Origin of the sequence: Steroidobacter sp., from assembly GCF_036406195.1 — a bacterium.
Classification (GTDB): domain Bacteria; phylum Pseudomonadota; class Gammaproteobacteria; order Steroidobacterales; family Steroidobacteraceae; genus Steroidobacter.
In genome coordinates, this window is sequence record NZ_DASWVW010000061.1 from 192,534 (window position 1) to 210,088 (window position 17,555).

Annotated in this window: 15 protein-coding genes; 8 read left to right on the forward strand and 7 right to left on the reverse strand. The window is 63.2% G+C overall.

Annotated elements, in window-relative coordinates; genetic code table 11:
- Positions 1–2: 2 nt before the first annotated feature.
- The 3 genes from VGE08_RS24520 (at position 3) to VGE08_RS24530 (ending at position 2,709) form a co-directional block, all read left to right on the forward strand.
- A complete protein-coding gene (locus VGE08_RS24520; RefSeq protein ID WP_331070565.1) occupies positions 3–722 on the forward strand; it encodes a response regulator in 720 nt (239 codons plus the stop codon).
- Entirely contained in the window at positions 719–2,140 is a 1,422-nt protein-coding gene (locus tag VGE08_RS24525; RefSeq protein ID WP_331070566.1) for an ATP-binding protein, read from the forward strand. The genes VGE08_RS24520 and VGE08_RS24525 overlap by 4 nt, the downstream gene beginning before the upstream one ends.
- Before the next feature lie 137 nt (positions 2,141–2,277).
- On the forward strand, positions 2,278–2,709 hold the full coding sequence (locus VGE08_RS24530) for a hypothetical protein (protein WP_331070567.1): 432 nt from the start codon (positions 2,278–2,280) through the stop codon (positions 2,707–2,709).
- A gap of 65 nt (positions 2,710–2,774) precedes the next feature.
- Here the strand turns inward: VGE08_RS24530 and VGE08_RS24535 are convergent, their stop codons facing one another.
- Positions 2,775–4,805, reverse strand: a complete 2,031-nt coding sequence (locus VGE08_RS24535) for a DUF4394 domain-containing protein (protein ID WP_331070568.1) — start codon at positions 4,803–4,805, stop codon at positions 2,775–2,777.
- A gap of 220 nt (positions 4,806–5,025) precedes the next feature.
- On the opposite strand from VGE08_RS24535, the gene VGE08_RS24540 reads away from it, so the two are divergent.
- Complete coding sequence (locus VGE08_RS24540) at positions 5,026–5,634, forward strand: ACP phosphodiesterase (RefSeq protein ID WP_331070569.1); 609 nt, start codon at positions 5,026–5,028, stop codon at positions 5,632–5,634.
- Positions 5,635–5,777: 143 nt separating this feature from the next.
- Here the strand turns inward: VGE08_RS24540 and paaI are convergent, their stop codons facing one another.
- The 4 genes from paaI to VGE08_RS24560 all read right to left on the reverse strand — a co-directional run bounded on the left by paaI (position 5,778) and on the right by VGE08_RS24560 (position 12,623).
- Entirely contained in the window at positions 5,778–6,227 is a 450-nt protein-coding gene (gene paaI, locus VGE08_RS24545) for a hydroxyphenylacetyl-CoA thioesterase PaaI (RefSeq protein ID WP_331070570.1), read from the reverse strand.
- A gap of 68 nt (positions 6,228–6,295) precedes the next feature.
- Entirely contained in the window at positions 6,296–9,490 is a 3,195-nt protein-coding gene (locus VGE08_RS24550) for an efflux RND transporter permease subunit (protein WP_331070571.1), read from the reverse strand.
- A 33-nt stretch (positions 9,491–9,523) separates the two neighbouring features.
- A complete protein-coding gene (locus VGE08_RS24555; protein WP_331070572.1) occupies positions 9,524–10,918 on the reverse strand; it encodes an efflux RND transporter periplasmic adaptor subunit in 1,395 nt (464 codons plus the stop codon).
- A gap of 250 nt (positions 10,919–11,168) precedes the next feature.
- Positions 11,169–12,623, reverse strand: a complete 1,455-nt coding sequence (locus tag VGE08_RS24560) for an MATE family efflux transporter (protein ID WP_331070573.1) — start codon at positions 12,621–12,623, stop codon at positions 11,169–11,171.
- 190 nt (positions 12,624–12,813) lie between these two features.
- Between VGE08_RS24560 and pbpG the strand changes: the two genes are divergently transcribed.
- Both pbpG and VGE08_RS24570 read left to right on the forward strand, forming a co-directional pair.
- Positions 12,814–13,695, forward strand: coding sequence for a D-alanyl-D-alanine endopeptidase (pbpG, locus tag VGE08_RS24565; RefSeq protein WP_331070574.1), 882 nt, complete (start codon positions 12,814–12,816; stop codon positions 13,693–13,695).
- A gap of 217 nt (positions 13,696–13,912) precedes the next feature.
- On the forward strand, positions 13,913–14,068 hold the full coding sequence (locus VGE08_RS24570; protein ID WP_331070575.1) for a hypothetical protein: 156 nt from the start codon (positions 13,913–13,915) through the stop codon (positions 14,066–14,068).
- Between the two features lie 127 nt (positions 14,069–14,195).
- On the opposite strand, the gene VGE08_RS24575 is transcribed toward VGE08_RS24570, so the two are convergent.
- Positions 14,196–14,555 carry a DUF1428 domain-containing protein gene (locus tag VGE08_RS24575; protein ID WP_331070576.1) on the reverse strand — a complete coding sequence of 120 codons (360 nt, stop codon included), beginning with the start codon at positions 14,553–14,555 and terminating at the stop codon, positions 14,196–14,198.
- Positions 14,556–14,683: 128 nt separating this feature from the next.
- On the opposite strand from VGE08_RS24575, the gene VGE08_RS24580 reads away from it, so the two are divergent.
- Positions 14,684–15,307, forward strand: coding sequence for a glutathione S-transferase family protein (locus VGE08_RS24580; protein WP_331070577.1), 624 nt, complete (start codon positions 14,684–14,686; stop codon positions 15,305–15,307).
- 259 nt (positions 15,308–15,566) lie between these two features.
- Positions 15,567–15,950 carry a hypothetical protein gene (locus tag VGE08_RS24585; RefSeq protein ID WP_331070578.1) on the forward strand — a complete coding sequence of 128 codons (384 nt, stop codon included), beginning with the start codon at positions 15,567–15,569 and terminating at the stop codon, positions 15,948–15,950.
- 85 nt (positions 15,951–16,035) lie between these two features.
- Here VGE08_RS24585 and VGE08_RS24590 read toward each other — a convergent pair whose 3' ends face one another.
- Entirely contained in the window at positions 16,036–17,520 is a 1,485-nt protein-coding gene (locus VGE08_RS24590) for an AMP-binding protein (RefSeq protein WP_331070579.1), read from the reverse strand.
- Positions 17,521–17,555: the final 35 nt, after the last annotated feature.

Genomic DNA, 17,555 nt, shown 5'->3' on the forward strand with positions numbered 1-17,555 from the left:
CCATGACCGACTCCCGCCACATCCTGATCGTCGACGACGATCGAGAAATCCGCACGCTGCTGGGCGACTACCTGCAGAAGAACGGCTTTCGCGCCACCGCGGTCCCGGATGGCAAGGCCATGCGCCGCGCGCTGGAGCAATCGCATTTCGATCTGATCGTGCTCGACCTGATGCTGCCGGGCGAAGACGGCTTGAAGCTGACGCGCGAGCTGCGCGCGCATTCGCAGATTCCCATCATCATGCTCACAGCGTTGGGTGAGGAGATCGACCGGGTGGTGGGCCTGGAAGTCGGCGCCGACGACTATCTTTCCAAACCCTTCAGCCCGCGCGAGCTGGTGGGCCGGATCAAAGCAATCCTGCGCCGGACGGCGCACATGCCACGCGACCCGGCGCAAAGCCTGGCAACGAATTACCGCTTCGGCGATTGGCAGCTGGACACCACCTCGCGCTCCTTGACGCACGCGGACGGCTCGCAACATGCCTTGAGCGGCGCGGAGTTTCGCTTGCTCTCGATCCTGCTGGCACATCCAACGCGAGTGTTGTCACGCTCGCAGTTGATGGAGCTGTTGCGTGGTCGCGATATCGATCCGTTCGATCGTAGCGTGGACGTGCGAATCAGCCGTCTGCGCCAGGTGCTGCGGGATGACGCGCGCTCGCCGAAGATCATCAAGACGGTGTACGGCGAAGGTTACGTGATGGGCGTGCCCGTCGAGCAGGAATGATGGCAGCACGCTCGCTGTGGCCAGACACCTTGTTCGGACGCCTGTTCACGGCGACGGTGGCTGTGATCGGCGCCATGCTGCTGGTGTTCGTTCTGCTGATCGTGCGCGAACGCCGGGAGCTTGCGCTGCTGGACAGTGGTGCCGGCACCTCGGCCCATATCATCGCCGAGACCAGCGAATACCTGGCGAGCTTGCCGCGCGAGCAACGCAGCGATGCTCGTACCAAACTTCGCGAGCAGCGCCTGTCGCCCGACGATGTTCGCCCGCCGACGGCGCGAGTCCGGAGCGAACGGCAGGCGGCGCTGGAAAGAGCATTCGCTGCACATCTGGAACGTCAGCTGGGCCCGGGCTACAAAGTCACAACCAGCCCGCCGCGCTTTCGGCGCGGTGAAGTCATTCCTTTGTACCAGCGGCAGTTCCGCCCTCCGCATGGCGGCGACCCGGCCAGTGGCGGCCATGTGATACGACGCTTCGAGCGCGTCTTCGATGTGACAGTAACTCTGCCGGACGGCGATCAAGCCGTGTTTCGAGCCGTCGCGCCGCGCGCCGGCCCTGGCCTGCCACGCGTGATCTTCTGGGAGCTGGGCATTCTCGCCCTCGCGTTGGGCATCGTGTTGTATGCAATGACGCGCACCATCACGCGTCCTCTCAAAGAGCTCGCTCGCGCAGCCGATGCAGTGGGTCGAGGTGCGACCACCACGCCTTTGCAGGAAACCGGGGCACGCGAGATTCGTCGCGCGACGCGGGCTTTCAATGCCATGCAGGAACGCATGCGTCGCTATCTGGACAGCCGCACCCAAGTGCTGGCCGCGATGTCACACGACTTGCGCACGCCACTCACACGGCTGCGACTGCGAGTAGAGTCCATCGACGACGACGAGTTGCGTCAACGTTGCGCCGAAGACCTGGACGAGATGTCGAACATGGTTCGCGGCGCGCTCGGCGTGTTCCGCGGCTTGAATGATGAAGAGGCGGCCGTGCCCGTCGATATCGATGCACTGGCCTTGGAACTGCAGAGACAGCAGGCGGAGCTGGGCGGCGAGGTCAGCATCGTCGGCTCGGCCCGAGCGCCTTACCTCGCCAAGCCGCTGGCACTCAAGCGTTGCCTGGGCAACCTGGTGCAGAACGCGATTCGTCACGGCCAACGAGCCACGGTTCACATCGAAGACGGCGCGCAACTGATCGTGCACGTGTACGACGAAGGTCCCGGCATTCCGGACGACATGCTGGAAAAGGTCTTCGAGCCGTTCTTTCGGCTCGAGCAATCGCGCAATCGGGATACCGGCGGCACCGGCCTCGGCTTGAGCATCGCCCGCGACATCGCCCAGGCGCATGGCGGCTCGATCTCTCTTCACAATCGCCCGGGCGGCGGTCTGGAAGCCCGGCTCGTACTGCCGCGCGAATCCGTAAGCCGCTGATTCTGCGGCTATTCCTGCTATTACAGTTGGTAACGATTGCTTACCGCGACGGCACCCCGGCAGGCCTATTCTGGAAGCGTGTCCTCCAGGAGACTTTCCCAAGCGGACACGCTTCACCCCTAACGGAGAGACCCGCGATGAAGACTAAAGTCACCCTGCTTGCGATCGCCTGGCTTGCCAGCGGCGTGGCCCTCGCCGCCGACACCGCGCCGAATGCGCCCTACCACGGTACGCGCGGCCCGAACATGGACCGCATGGCGTTGCTGCTGGACCTGGACGCCTATCAGAAGACCGAGGTCGAAAAGATCCTCAAGGCACATCACGAGCAGCGGCGCGCGCAATTCGAAGCCGCCAAGGCGTCGGGCACGCGTCCTTCGCGCGAAGAGATGAAGGCCATGCACGAACAGGGCAAGCAGGAGCTGAACACCAAGTTGAGCGGCGTCCTGAACGAGACGCAGATGAAGAAATTCGAGGCGCTGCGCGAGCGCGGCCCTGGCGCCGGCCGTCACTTCAAGCGCCGTCACGGCCGTGGCGATGGCGAGTCGCGGCACGACAGCTCGGCCAACTGATCCTCACTGGTTTGCGCTGACGGAGCCTGCAGCGGCGGTGGACCAGTGCCACCGCCGCTCGAACCTCAACGAATCGTCGTCTGACCCACCGTCAAGCCGCTGACCGCGGCCGGCAACGCCCCCAGGTCGGTGGCGCGGCCATTGCTCAGATCGATCGAATACAACCTCGTGGACGAGCCTACGGTCAGTGCCGCAAAACCCAGGCCGGTAGCGGGCGATGCGGAAGTAGTGACGCGCACCGTCGCAGGAATATCGAAGCCATTCGCTTCGCTGAAGTCCAACCGGTTGCCGTTCAAGGTAATGAGCTGCGGCATCGTGAGCGTGCCATTGTTTGGCGGGTTCTGGATGAACAGCGTGTCGCTGTCCGCGTCGATCACATACTGCGTGGTTGCACCGCCAGTGGGCTGGCCGAAACTGTTGGTGTAAGCGGCAGCAGTGACGCCGGTCGAACCGGCGGGCTGGCCGTTGATCGAACCGTCCGGATTGATGCCGTCATCCAGATTGGGCGCATTGCTGTCGACCGGACCGCCGGTGATCGGATTGAGCCTGAAGTTCAGGCCCGTAGCAGTCACCACGCGAATGCGATCCACGGCGGGATTGAAGTCAAAGCCATAGCCGACGCTGGCCGGCGGAAAATCGACGGGCACACCGGTCGTTGTCACGAATCTCACCAGGCCCGCGGCACCCACGACGCTCGCCACACCCGACTGCGGGTCGATGATGTAGACCGTACCGTTATCGGCCATGTCGTTCACACCGAACGCATACAGCTGACCGGTCTGCGGCCGGAAATCGATACCGACCAATGTTTCTCCTGCGGTAACGCCGCCGATGGACAAAGTGGCCGGCGAGCCCAACGCGTTACTCACGAAACGGAACAACTGCGTGCCATCGGCAGATAGTGCGAGCACCGGCATTGCCGCCGGCTGCTGGAGCGCGATACCGATGATACCGGTGGTGCTGAGCGGACCAAACGTCGTCACCGCGCCGGTCGCCAGATTGATGTTGACCAACTCGTCCTGCGTGCGACCCGTAGCGCGTACCACTGCGGTACCCAACCCTGTAGCTGCAGTGTTGGAGGTCGCAACCGTCACGGTTGGCGGGATGTCGAAGCCCTGCACCGTTTCCACCGGCACCGACAGCGGCATGCACATCGTCTGCGTGCCGGCGTTCGGCGGGTTCTGGATACAAAGCGAGTCGATGGTCTGGTCGACGGTGTATTGCGTCGTCACGGTCGTGCTCGGCACGCTGTTCGTATATGCCGTTTCCTGCACAGACGTCGTGGGTCCATTGATGCCGCCATCCATGTTCACACCCGGCGCCGTCGGATTGCCGTCCACCAGCGCGCCAGTGTTCGGATCCATGCGGAAGTTCTGGCCGGCGCTGTTCACCACGCGAATGCGATCGACGGTCGGATTGAAATCGATACCGAATGTGGTCGTCGCATCCACGCCGATACGCACCGCCGTGGTGCCATCCTCTGCCACGAAGTTGCCGGTTGTACCGACCGGGGTCGCGAGCGAGGTGGCGGCGGAAATGTTGTAGAGTCGGACCGTGCCGCGCGTGGGGTTGTAACCCAGACCGTATAGAAAGCCGTTCTGTGGCCGGCGGTCTATGCTGACCAGCGTCTCGGCCGGGTCCACGCCAGTGATGGGTGTGGCCGGCTCGAAACCGGCAGGAAACGCGGCCGGGAATGCCGCGAGCATGTTGTTCGACAACAGTGCATTGCTGTCGGAAGCGGGCACAGTCACGGTTTGTGTGTAGTCTCGGCTGTCGCTGCCGAAATCATTGCTCGCCGTAACCGTGAATGCGTACGAGCCGGTCGTGGTCGCCGTGCCCGAGTACACGCCGCTGGTCGCATCGAGCATCAATCCGGGTGGCAACATGCCAGCCGAGACGCTCCACATGACATTGGTTCCCGCGGAAATGAATGTCACACTGTAAGGAACACTCAGCGCCGCTGGCGGCAGCGCCGAATCTGGAGACATGATGCGTGGTCGACGCGATTCGTCATTACCGTTGTCGCCACAGGCGCTCAGCAAAATGAAGGACGCGCAGATCAATAGCGCGGTCGAGCCCAGCCTCATCACTCTCATGGGAATCCCTTTCTTGGTTGCAGCGAACGTGCCGCGCTGGAGCGCAAGCGTCCTGCTCCGTTACCGTTCAGCTCACGGACGGATCTGCACCATTATTCGAAACAGTGTCGCGCGCGGATGCAGAATGTCGCGGAATGCAGTGTCTCGTGTGGGCGACATCCGCCTCGACGCGTCGCTGGCGCTACGCTAAATTGCCGAGCATGCACCGCAAGGAAATCTCTTGAATTGGCTGGCCCATGTGTTCCTGTCCGAGCCGGACGTCGAATATCGCCTCGGCAACCTGCTGGCCGACATCGTCAGAGGGGACGAGCTGCGCCGCATGAGCGCGGGCTTTCAACGTGGCGTGCAGAAGCACAAGCAGATCGACGCATTCACCGATGCTCATCCGCTGGTGAGGCGCAGCCGCGCGCGAGTGAGCACCGAGTTCCGCCGCTTCAGCGGTGTGCTGGTGGATGTCTTCTACGATCACCTGCTCGCCATCAACTGGGATAGATATTCCCCCATCGTGCTCGACGCCTTCACCGCGAAGTTCTACGCGGACATCGAAGCGAGGCACATCGAGCTGCCAACCTCGGCGCGCGTCACGCTCGATCGCATCATTCGTCACGATCTGCTGGGGTCGTATCGCCGCGTCGAGGGAGTCGAACGCTCGCTGCGCCGCCTGTCCGCCTATCTGTCGTCGCGTTGGCGGCGGGAGTTTGCCCTCGAAAACGGCGTCGCCGATCTGGTCGCACACCAGGCCGGCTTCGAAGCCGACTTCGTCGAGTTCTTCCCACAGCTACAAGCTGCCGCGGCTGCGGAGCGAATTGCGCCGCGACCGTCGACCTGACCGGCGCCGTTGTTCGAGCAATAGGCAGCGCGGAAGCCGCGTACATTAGCCGCGCGGTGACACAAGCGAACGGGCGCGCCTGCTACTGCAGCGCAATCGATCGAACCGAACAACCGAACGAGTTGCCGGGAGTCTGCGAGACTTCAGCGGCGCGTTTCGACAGATGCCGCGGCGGGCTCACGCACCTGATGCGAACGGCCGCGAAACAGAGCAACGGTCTCGCCACGCTGGTTGACGACCGTGACTTCATAGACGCCGTTGCGTTTGGACCGCCAGCGCTCGACGGCTTCGGCCGTCAACTCATCACCCGCCTGTCCCGGCGCGAGGAAATCGATCGATGCCGCCGCTGCCACAAACGCGCCGCCATGCGAGTTGCACGAGTATGCGAATGTAGTGTCGGCCAGGGAGAAAATCATTCCGCCATGACAGACGCAGTGCCCATTGAGCATGTCCTCGCGCACTCGCATCGCGGCCCTGGCGTAGCCCGGACGGACTTCGACGATGCGAATGCCAAGCGCCTGCACTGCACGATCGGTGGCGTACATCGCGGCGGCGGAACGTTCGGCTAAGGATTGAGCGGCATCGGCGGACACGCACGGCTCCACGAAAACGAGGTGCCGTAAAATGACACACAAATTCCCGCAACTCAATCGCTACTGTGTCATGTCGTGCGAGGCGTGACAGGCTCCGCAGGCTGCACGACTGGCTCGACAACTGGAGTGCTCGCTTCCCCAGCGTGGCCGCGATGCCAGTAAGCCTTGACGCGCCGGGTGAAGCCGTAAATGTAGGTATACAGCACCGGCACGATCAGCAGAGTCAGTAGCGAAGACGTGATCACGCCGCCAATCACCGCGCGCCCCATCGGCGCGAGCATCTCGCCGCCGGCGCCCACACCAATGGCCATCGGCAACATGCCGAAGATCATCGCGAGCGTGGTCATCAGGATCGGGCGCAAGCGCACCTGTCCCGCTTCCAGGATCGCTTCACGCAACGGCCGTCCCGCGCGTATCGCTTGATTGGTGAAGTCCACCAGCAGGATGGCGTTCTTGGTCACCAGGCCCATCAGCATGATGAAGCCGATGATGGAGAAGATGTTGAGGGTCGTGCCGGTGAGCGCCAGCGCCAGCAACACGCCGATCAAGGACAGCGGCAACGACACCATGATGGCGATGGGCTGCAGGAAGCTGCCGAACTGCGACGCCAGCACGAAATAGATGAAGATCACGGCGAGGCCGAGCGCGGCGCCCGCAGCGGCGGACGTTTCGTTCATTTCCTGTTGCGCACCGCTCACGTCGAAGCGATATCCGGGCGGCAACTGCATGGCCTTCACGATGTTTTCCGCGTCGGTGCCCACGTCGCCCGACGGACGGCCCTGGGCGTTGGCGTAGATCGTGATGCGCCGTTGCAGGTTGAGACGCTTGATCTGCTGCGGACTGGTCGTTTCGACGAAGTCGGCCACTTGCCGGATCGGCACCAGCAACGGATTGCCGTTCGCATCCGTGCGCGTGCTGCTCACATAGAGATCGGCGAGGTCGGCAACGATCTCGCGCCGCTGTTTGGGCAACTGCACGATCACGTCATAGTCCTGGCCGTCCGGGCCCACCCAGGTGCTGATGTGATCGCCCGCGATCAACGGCCGCAACGCATTGCCGATGGCCGCGGTGGTCAGGCCCAGATCGCTGGCCAGCTCGTTCTTGATGCGCACCGCGACGGTGGGATTGGCGCCGCGCTCGCTGCTCTCCAGGTCGGCGATGCCGGGTATCTTCGACAGGCGCGCCATCAGTTCCTGCGACAGCTCGGTGAGCTTGGCATTCTCGGGGCCGAGAATGGAGATCACCACCGGCTGATTCTGCCCCTGCACGGTCAGGCGCAGGCCCGCCATGCTCGACAGGCGCGTGCGGATCTGTTTCTCGATCTCTTTCTGGGACGGCCGGTCGAAAAGCTCCTTATCCTTCAGCAGCACACGCACGCGCGCGTAGTTGCGGCCTTCATCGGTGCCGACCGTGGTGATGATGCTGTCGACGCCCTCGATCTCACGAATCGCCGCCTCGGCATCGGCGATCTTGGCATCGGTGTACTCCAGGCTGGAGCCGATGGGCGTGTTCATGCGAATGAACATGATGCCCTCGTCCTGTTCCGGCACGAACTCCGTGCCCACCAGCGGCACGATCACGAAACTGCCGAAGAACGAAACGGCGGCGAGGATCAACAGCAACGCGCGCGGGCTCAAGCTGACGCGACGCGACAGCCCGTAACGATGGCCGCTCAACGCCCAACGCAACAGCTTGTCGTAAACACGGTGCGCATATTCGATGACGCTCTCGACCCGCTCCATCACTTTGCCGAGCCAGGGCACGCGACGGAAGCGACCTTCACTCGGGTCCGGCCACAGCGACGACAGCATCGGATCGAGCGTGAAGCTCACGAACAAGGACACCAGCACCGCGACCGCCACGGTCAACCCGAACGGCTGGAAGAACTTGCCGATGATGCCCTCCATGAAGGCCACCGGAATGAACACCGCCAGGATGGCGAAGGTCGTGGCCATCACCGCCAGGCCGATTTCGCTGGTGCCTTCCAGCGCCGCGGTCCGATGATCCTTGCCCATGTCCGCGTGCCGCACGATGTTCTCGCGCACCACGATGGCGTCGTCGATCAGCAGACCGATGCACAACGACAGCGCCATCAAGGTCATGAAGTTCAGCGTGAAGCCGAATGCATGCAAGGCCGTGAACGACGCGATCACCGAGATCGGCAGGGTGAGTCCGGTGATGATGGTGGAGCGCCACGAATGCAGGAACAGGAACACGATCAGGATGGTCAGGAAGGCGCCTTCGATGATGGTTTCCTTGACCCGGTCCAGCGAGCCTTCGATGAACCTGGCGTCCGACCACACGGTGCGGATGACGATATCGGAAGGCAACCGGGCAGTGAGATCGGCGACGGCTTCGTCAACCCCCTTGCCCACCTCGACCATGTTGGCCTGCTGGACTTTGTACACGTCCAGCGAGACCGACCGCATGCCGTTGACGCGCGAAATCGATTGCTCTTCGGCCTCGCCGTCGACGATGTCCGCGACCTGATGGAGATAGACCGGTGCACCGCCCTGGTTGGCAACGATGATGCGCTCGAAGTCGCGCGGGTCTTTCATCTTGCCTTCGACGCGCACCAGCTGTTCCTGGGCGCCGCGTGAAATGCTGCCGGCCGGCAGATCCTGATTCGCTGCACGCACCGCCTCGACCACTTGATCGACGCCGACGCGGAAACTCTGCAACTGCTCCGGCCGCAGGAATATCTGCACCTGCCGTTCGACGGCACCGCCGACCGACACGTTGCCGACGCCGTATGCGTTCTGCAGGCGCTTCACGATCTGCTGATCGGTGATGGTCGAAACTTCGCGCAGGCTGCGAGTGGTCGAATACACGACCAGGCTGACCACGGGCTCGGTGGAACTGTCGTTACTCGCGCGCGAGATCGTTGGTTCGCGCACATCTTCCGGCAGTGAGGAACGAATCTGCGCAACCTTGTCACGCACTTCCTGGGTCGCCGCGACGACATCGACATCCGTCCGGAAGTCGATCATCAGAAAAGCATTGCCCTCGCGCGCCGTGGCGTAAATGCTTCGAACGCCATCCACGCCATTGATGACGCTCTCCAGCGGCTTGATGACGTCGTTCTCGATGGCTTCGGGCGACGCGCCGGGATACCCAACCGTGACGTACGCCTGGGGAATCGCGATCTCCGGCATCTGCTCCACCGGCAGCAGGCGGTACGAATAGATGCCGAGCACCACCAATGCCAGCATGACCATCGTCGCGAAGACGGGCTGGTTGATGCTGGTGCGAGTAATCCACATGGAAGTAGGGGTCCGATCCGTGAAGGCAGACGATTAGTTGCTGGCGACTTCAACCGCGGTAGCGGTCGCTTCCGAGGTGCGAATGCGAGCCACCGCCCCACCCTTGTCGTCGCCGATATCGGCAACGACGACTCGGTCGCCGGCGCGCAGGCCGTCGCGAACTTCGACGAACGCTTCGCCCTTATTGCGCGGCCCGAGCTTCACCGGCGTGCGCACGATCTTGTCGTCGCGCAGCACGTACACATAAGAAGCGCCTGCCTCTTCCCGCACCGCGCGCTGAGCAACCGCGAGCACCGGCTGCGTCGAGCTCAGCATGAGCTCGCCTTGCGCGAACATGCCGCCCTTGAGCGCGGTGTCCGCATTGGGAACGGAGATATAAATAGTGATGGCGCGCGAGTTGTCGGCCGTCACCGGATTGATCCGCTGCACCTCGCCTTCGAAGACTCGGTCGCCGAAGCCACCGACGCGGAAGCGCACTTTCTGCCCGACGCGCACCGCCGGAATCTCGGCCGCGGGCACCGCCGCTTCCAGCACCATTTGTTTCAAATCGACCAGCGTCACGATCGCCGAGTCGGGCGACACTTTCTCGCCCGGCTGCACCAGCCGCTTGGCGATGGTGCCGGAGAACGGCGCACGGATGACGGCATCGTCGAGATTGATCTTGGCAACACGGGCTTCCGCCTCGGCGAGTCTGAAGCTGGCGAGGCTGCCGGCGTAGGCGCTCTCAGTCTGCTCGAACGTGTTCTGCGAAATGAACTTCTGTTCCAGCAGGGTGCGGTTCTTGTCACGATTCAAACGCGCCAGATCGAGATCGGCACGCGCCTTTTCCACGGCCGCCACTTCACGATCGTATTGAGCCTGCAGGTTGCGGGTGTCGACACGGGCGATCACTTCTCCTTCGCGAACGTCCTGGCCTTCACGCAGCCGCAGCTGCTCGACTTCACCGCCGACTTTGGATTTCAACGTGGCCTGCACGAACGGCGCGATGGAACCGGACAACGGCAACGCACGCGACAGCACACGAGCTTCGACGGTCGCAACATCCACCGCCGCCAGCTCGACCGGCGCCGCATTGGCCGCAGGCGCAGCAGCAGCCGGCGGTGTCGCCGATGCGCGAGTAGCAAGCCATGCGACAACACCGATTGCGACGATCACGGCGAGAACGATGCCTGCCTTCTTCGGATTGATCGGCGTGAATGCACCGCCCTCGTTCTGTCCCACCGCCAGTCCCTCGGTTCCGTGCGCCGCCAGAGGCGCCACTTCCTCGACCGTTGCCGCGTGCCGAAATTCCGCAGATCGCCCTGGAAACGGCGTCACCGCGGCGGAATGAGTCTCACGCGAGGAAAATTCTTCCAGCGCCGCGTCCGCAGGCTGCGTCCGCTCCATGGTTTCATAACGCGCCGAAGGTTGATTTGCACTGCTTTTCATTGCTGTTTCCACACCGGGGTGTCCTGTAGCCGGCGGCCAGGTTTGGTTTGAGAACACCGCACCGGCCCTGGAGTTGCACCCATTGACCGAACGGTCCATGAGCGCGGTTCCTGGTTGGACGGGGCGAAACCGCAAAAGGTTACAGGCCGAGAAAAAATCTTTCTGAGACAGAGTCCCTACTGAGGCAGCGTCCCTGCTGAAACCGAATGTGCTCGCGCAATGCTCGCTACAGATTCAGGTGTTGCCCCGGCTACACCTGCTGCTGCTTCCAGCGCCCCCGCCGGAACAATGCCGCGCTCCACACGGCCAGGGCGGAAAAGCCCACCGGCACCGCAATGAACACCCCCAGCGGGCCGAGTCGGAAGAATTCCGCCAGCAGCCAGGCCAGTGGAATCTGCAGCAGCCAGAAGCAGAAGAAATTCAGCCGGGTGGGTGTCCAGGTGTCGCCGGCGCCATTGAAGGCCGCTTCCAGGCACATGCCATAGGCATACAAGGGAAACGCCAGGCTGATGATCCACAGCGAGCGAATACCGTGCTCGAGTACCGGCAGGTCGCTCGTGAACAGCCGCACGATCGGGTCGGCGAGCAACACGAAGAGCAAGCCGATCACGCCCAGGAACAACACATTGAAGCGGCTCGCGATCCGGATCGCCTCCTCGGCACGCTCCGGTTTGCCTGCGCCCAGGTTCTGTCCCACCAGGGTCGCGCCGGCGTTCGCCAGGCCCCAAGCCGGCATCAGCGCGAACATCACGATTCGCATGGCAATCGTGTATCCAGCCAGCGCAGTGCTACCAAACGCCGCGAGAATCTTGAACAAGCCGACCCAGCTGGTGGTGCCGATGAGCAGCTGCGCGATGCCGGTGCTCGCGGTCGTCATGATTGCTCGCAGATCGGCGAACACGGGCGTCAAGTGGCGCGGCCGGACTCGCACACGGCTGTGATAACCCGCCATATGCCACAACTGGTACAGCACGCCCACGCCGCGGCCGATGTTGGTCGCCACCGCCGCGCCGGTCACGCCCAATTCCGGGAACGGTCCCCAGCCGAAAATGAAAAAGGGACCGAGCACGATATTCAAAGCGTTCGCCAGCCACAGCGTGCGCATGGCCAGCACCGCGTCACCCGCGCCGCGGAAGACGGCGTTGATCAGGAAGATCATGAACACCGTCACATTGCAGCCGAGCATCAGGCGAGCGAAGTCGGTGCCGAGCGACACGACGCTTTCGCTGGCGCCCATGAGCCGGAGAATGTCGGGCGCGAAGTAACTCATCGCCACGCCCATCGCGGCGGAGCACGTCACGCCGAGCACGATGATCTGGCCCGCGGCCTGCGCGGCGCGCTCGGCATCCTTCTCGCCGATGCGTCGCGCGACGATGGCGGTGGCCGCGAACGAAATGCCGATCGCGACGGCATACACGAGCGTCATCACCGACTCGGTGAGACCGACCACCGCGACCGCCTCCGAGCCGAGCCGCGACACCCAGAACACGTCAACGACAGCGAACAGCGACTCCATGATCATTTCCAGGACCATGGGCACGGCCAGCAGCAGCACGGCGCGGTTCAACGGCACCGCCGTGTAATCCAGATGCTGACCTTGCAATGACAGGCGCACGACCTGCCAGAAGGTCAAGTCGGGGTGGCCGCCGGCAGCGTGAGCTTCCGGGGCGCGGCCGACTTCGGGTTCGGGGAGCGATGTGGACATGGCGGCGCCCTGATTACCGGCGCGAAGTGTGCTCGGATGAAAGCGCGCGATTGTACAGATCCACAATTTTTTTGCCGCGAGCGGCCACCGACGCAAACAGGGGAAAAACTCACATTCGCAACTGCTGCAAATGGGTTACCTTTGCGCCCCAAGTCCAACAACGATGCAAGGCGCAATTCCGGCGATGCGAATGACCCTCCGACTGCGCAACCTGCTGTCCGCGGTTCCCGCTTTCCTGCTCGCCTCCATCGTCCTCATCGCCCCGCTGATCGCCACCGCTGCGTGGTCCCAGCCCGCGCCCCCAGGCAAACCCGAAACCAAATCCGCCACCGTGCTGGTCATGGACGAAGGCGATGGCACGGTGCTGTATGCAAAGCAGTCCAAGAAGGTCATGCCGGTGGCCTCCATCACCAAGCTGATGACCGCCCTGGTGGTGCTCGAAAGCAAGGAGCCGCTGGATGAGGAACTGACCATCCTGTCGGTCGACCGGGAGCGCACCAAGGCTTCCGCCTCGCGCCTGGCAGTCGGTAGCAAGCTCACGCGCGGCGAGTTGCTGCACCTCGCGTTGATGTCCTCCGAGAATCGCGCCGCTCAGGCCGTAGGGCGCGCCCACCCCGGCGGACTGCCCGCATTCATCAAACAGATGAACGTCAGGGCGCGGGAGTTGGGCATGAAGAGCACCCGCTTCGCCGATCCCACCGGCCTGTCCAGCGACAACGTCTCGACCGCCGCCGACCTGGTCAAGCTGGTCATCGCCGCCTCGCACGAACCGCTGATCGAGAAGTACTCGACCAGCGAGAAGCTGACTGTGAAGGTGGGGCGCCAGATGCTGGAGTTCCGCAACACCAATTCGCTCACGTCCAAGGACGACTGGGACATCTCGGTGCAGAAGACCGGCTACACGCAACTGGCCGGCCAATGCCTGGTCATGAAGGCAATCATCCAGGATCGTCCCACTGTCATCGTGCTGCTGAACTCGTTCGGCAAGCTCACGCGCGTAGCCGACGCCCGTCGCATTCGTCGCTGGATGGAACGCGGCGCGGATACGCAGATGGCTCGCGCCGGCAAATAGATACTTCTATCTAAGTGATGCGTATTGGCCAGTAATGCGACTGGCCAGCGCCGCGCAGCTCTCCTCCTGTTCCGCCGCATTCACCGGTGCCCTGCCGCCGTTGGCCGGCAGTGGGCATTTTCGCCATTCTCGCTGCAACCCTTTTCGCAGTGCTCGCGTCAGAAGCTACGAACACCGCGACAACGCGGCCCTAGCAAAGACCCAAAAGGAGAACGTCATGTACGCCATCAGCACTGTCACCCAGACCACCCAGCGCGCCGTTTGCATGTTGCTGTCGGTTGCCATCGTCTCCATCTCGCTCGCCTTCGGTGCTTACGGCGTGCAGAAGATGGAACACCTCGGCTACACCGTGAGCGTGACGCAGCTGCAGTGATGGAGCGCTGATCATGCGCTCCCCCAAGTGTAAAGATCCGGGCATTCGCGCCTGATCCCGCCACTCGCAGGATCGGGCGCCGCCCGGATCTTGCCCCCGCCGCTGGCGGCAACCATTCCTCGAAGAACTAGAGATCGACGATGGCGGTGAAGCCGCCATGGCTCATGCGTTTCATCTCGAAGGGCATGGGCCTGCTCATTTCGGCCGCGAGGCGCGGGTCCTTCATGACTCTGGCATTGACCTTGTCGCGCTGCGCACGCGACTTATAAAGAATCCAGGAAAACACCACCGTCTCGTTGCGCTTGACCTTGGCCAGTTTCGGAAAGGACGTACCGTACTTCGTGTTGAGATCGTCGCCGGCACATTCCAGGTATTCCAGCGCGCCGTATTCCTTCCAGATCTTGCCGGCCCTCTTGGACATGGCCTGGTAGGCCTTGAGGTTCTTCTTGGGCAGCACGATGACGAATCCGTCAGCATAGCGGGGCATGGTGATTCTCCTGTCGTGGTTCGTTCGTTCTGAAGACGCAGGCAAGGCCGCCTGGCCGACAGTCCGCACTGATGTTCTCCGGGAGCCGCAGCGCTAAACTGCGCCACTTACGCCCACTGGAGTCCGTCATGGCCGACATCGTGTTCTATCACAATCCCCAGAGCCGTGGCCGCATCGCGCACTGGATGCTCGAAGAGGTTGGCGTTCCGTACCAGACCGAGCTGCTGCGCTTCGATCGCGGCGAGCACAAGAAGCCGCAGTTCCTCGCCATCAATCCCATGGGAAAAATTCCCACGATCAAGCATGGTGATGTCGTGGTGACCGAAGCCGCCGCGATCTGTGCATATCTCGCCGACGCGTTCCCTGCCGCCAATCTTGCGCCAGCGACGACGTCGCCCGCGCGCGGCACGTACTATCGTTGGCTGTTCTTTGGTGCCGGCTGCGTCGAGCCGGCCCTGGTCGATCGCCTGTTCAAGCGTCCGCCGGTCGATCGTCCCGGTGCACTTGGCTACGGTAGTTATGAAGACACCTTGCATGCACTGGAGCACGCGGTGTCGACCGGCAAGTGGATTCTCGGCGAGCAGTTCAGCGCCGCCGACGTCTATGTCGGCTCCGAGATCGCCTGGGGCATGCTGGTCAAGGCCATCGAGCCGCGACCGGCATTTCAGGAATACGTGGCTCGCTGTGCTGAGCGGCCGGCGTTCAAACGCGCGGTCGCTCAGAATGAGCAGTACATGAAAGAGCTGGCGTGATCGCCGCCGCGCGCACCAGCGGCGTGCCGATGAATCGATTGAAGACATGCGGCCGGCGATTCGATAGCGGCCGCTCGATGTCGCAGAACAGGATGCGGCGCTGCTGATCCAACGATGCCGCTATGCAGTGGTCATGCAGTGGCCATGCAGTGACATGCGTCGACGATCTTTACAACGCAGTTCGAAATCGGACTTGCGATGGATGTAAATCGCGACACTCGTTATCATCGACGCGTCACCCCCGTACGCCGAAGCCCGGATGCCGCACATCGAACTGCCGCGCGCGCTCGAGGATTACTTTGCGTTCGCAGAAACCGAGCCGACTCGCAACGGCCGTCGGTTCTCCATTACGTTGCCGTACATGGATGGCGATCGCTTGGACCGGTTGCAGTGGTGGTATCACGTCACGCCGGCGCAGGAGCAGATGTACGAAGGCACCGGGCTGGCGTTTCATCGCAGCCGCGCCATCGAGAGATTTCGCCGGCACATCGAGCGCTGGCTCGACATCACCTCGCGGCGCTTTCACGGCGACGAACCGATTCCTCGCCTGGGACCACGGCATCCCGCGGCGATCGCTTGCTCGACCGCGCCGCTGCAGGAGCCGGCGCGGTTCCCACCGGTCGAGAAAGTCGCCAACGGCTAGCTGTGCCAGTCGTCGGCCACGATCCGGTGCCGATGGCGCGTGGCTCGCCCTGGCACCTGACCATGGCGCGGGAGAAATTCCCTTTTCACTTTTTTTCAAGACTTTGCCCTGTCTTCTGTTCGCGTAGCGCGCTGCGGCGAATCTTCCCGGATTCATCGCGCGGCAGCGTCTCCACGAATTCATAAGAGCGCGGCACCTTGTATCCGGCGAGGTGCTGGCGCAACCGAGCATCCAGTTCCTCGGCCGTCGGACAGGACGCATGCGGCTCGATGATCGCGTGAACGCGCTGGCCGAGATCGTCATCCGTCAGTCCGATCACGACTGCGTCGCGAACGCCGGGGTGCTGTGTCAGCACGGCCTCCACTTCGGCCGGATAGACGTTCGCGCCGCCGCTGACGATCAGATCGACCCGGCGATCGGAGAGGAACAGGTAGCCGTCCTCATCGACATAGCCGAGATCGCCGACGCTGCTGAAGCCGCCGGGCAGGCTCCGCAGCGGTGCGGAGCCGACGTAACGGCACCGCGCGGGCGCGCCGCTCATCCGGCTGTAGATCTCACCGACGACGCCGGGCGGCAGCTGCCCACCGTCCTCGCCGACGATGCGCAGCTCGGTATCGAAGCCTTTGCCGACGCTGCCCGGCTTGCGCAGCCATTCGTCGCCGCGAATGATCGTGATGCCGGTCATCTCGGTCGAGGCCCAGGCCTCCCACACTTTCTCGGCGCCAATCAGATCGATCCAGCCGCGCTTGACCCACGCAGGGCAGGCCGACGCCATGTGCCACAGCATACGTATGCTGGAAAGGTCGCGGCGCTCGATACCCTCGACCCTGAGCATCCGCTGCATCATGGTGGGCACGAGGCTGATCGTGCGCGGACGATGCCGCTCGATCAGATCGAGCGCGACTGCCGCATCGAACTTCTCATTCAGCAGAATCGTGCCGCCCGCGAATAGCGTGAGCAGCACGCTGCTGAAGGGCTGGTTGTGATAGAGCGGGCCGGGCGCATACAGCAGATCGCCGTCGCCAATGCCAAACAGCTTTGCATGCGGGTTCCCCCCGATGGGATAAGCGAACGCGTCGGGCGACACGATGAGCTTCGGCCGTCCAGTCGAGCCGCCGGAGGCAATGGCCTTGTGTGGTTCTGGAATGCGGTCGGGTGGAGCGGTGGCCGGATAGCCGTCGAGTCGGTGCAGCGAATCTCGCGACAATCCACGCAGATCGGGTGCGTCGCTGACGATCGCGGCGGGCTGGGCCAGAGCGAGCAGACCGTCGCGCTCGACTGCGGGCAGCTTCGCACTGAGCGGCGTCGGGCAGGCACCAAGCTTATGCGCTGCATAGGTTGCGACAACGTGCTCGACGCAAGTCGGCAGATGGATGGCGACGAACGAGTGCTGACGCACGCCGGCGTCGGCGAGACGATGCGCCAGCCGGCTCGACCATTCATCCAACTCGCGCATCGTCAGCGTATCGGAGCAGCCGCCGTTGCGGGCGACGATCACCGCAGGCTGGTGAGGCCGTTCACTGGCGAGCTGGGTGAGGCGTCGGCCCGACGTGTACCTATCTGTGCTCATGAATGTCGACTCTTGTTATCGACTGCAGAAATGTC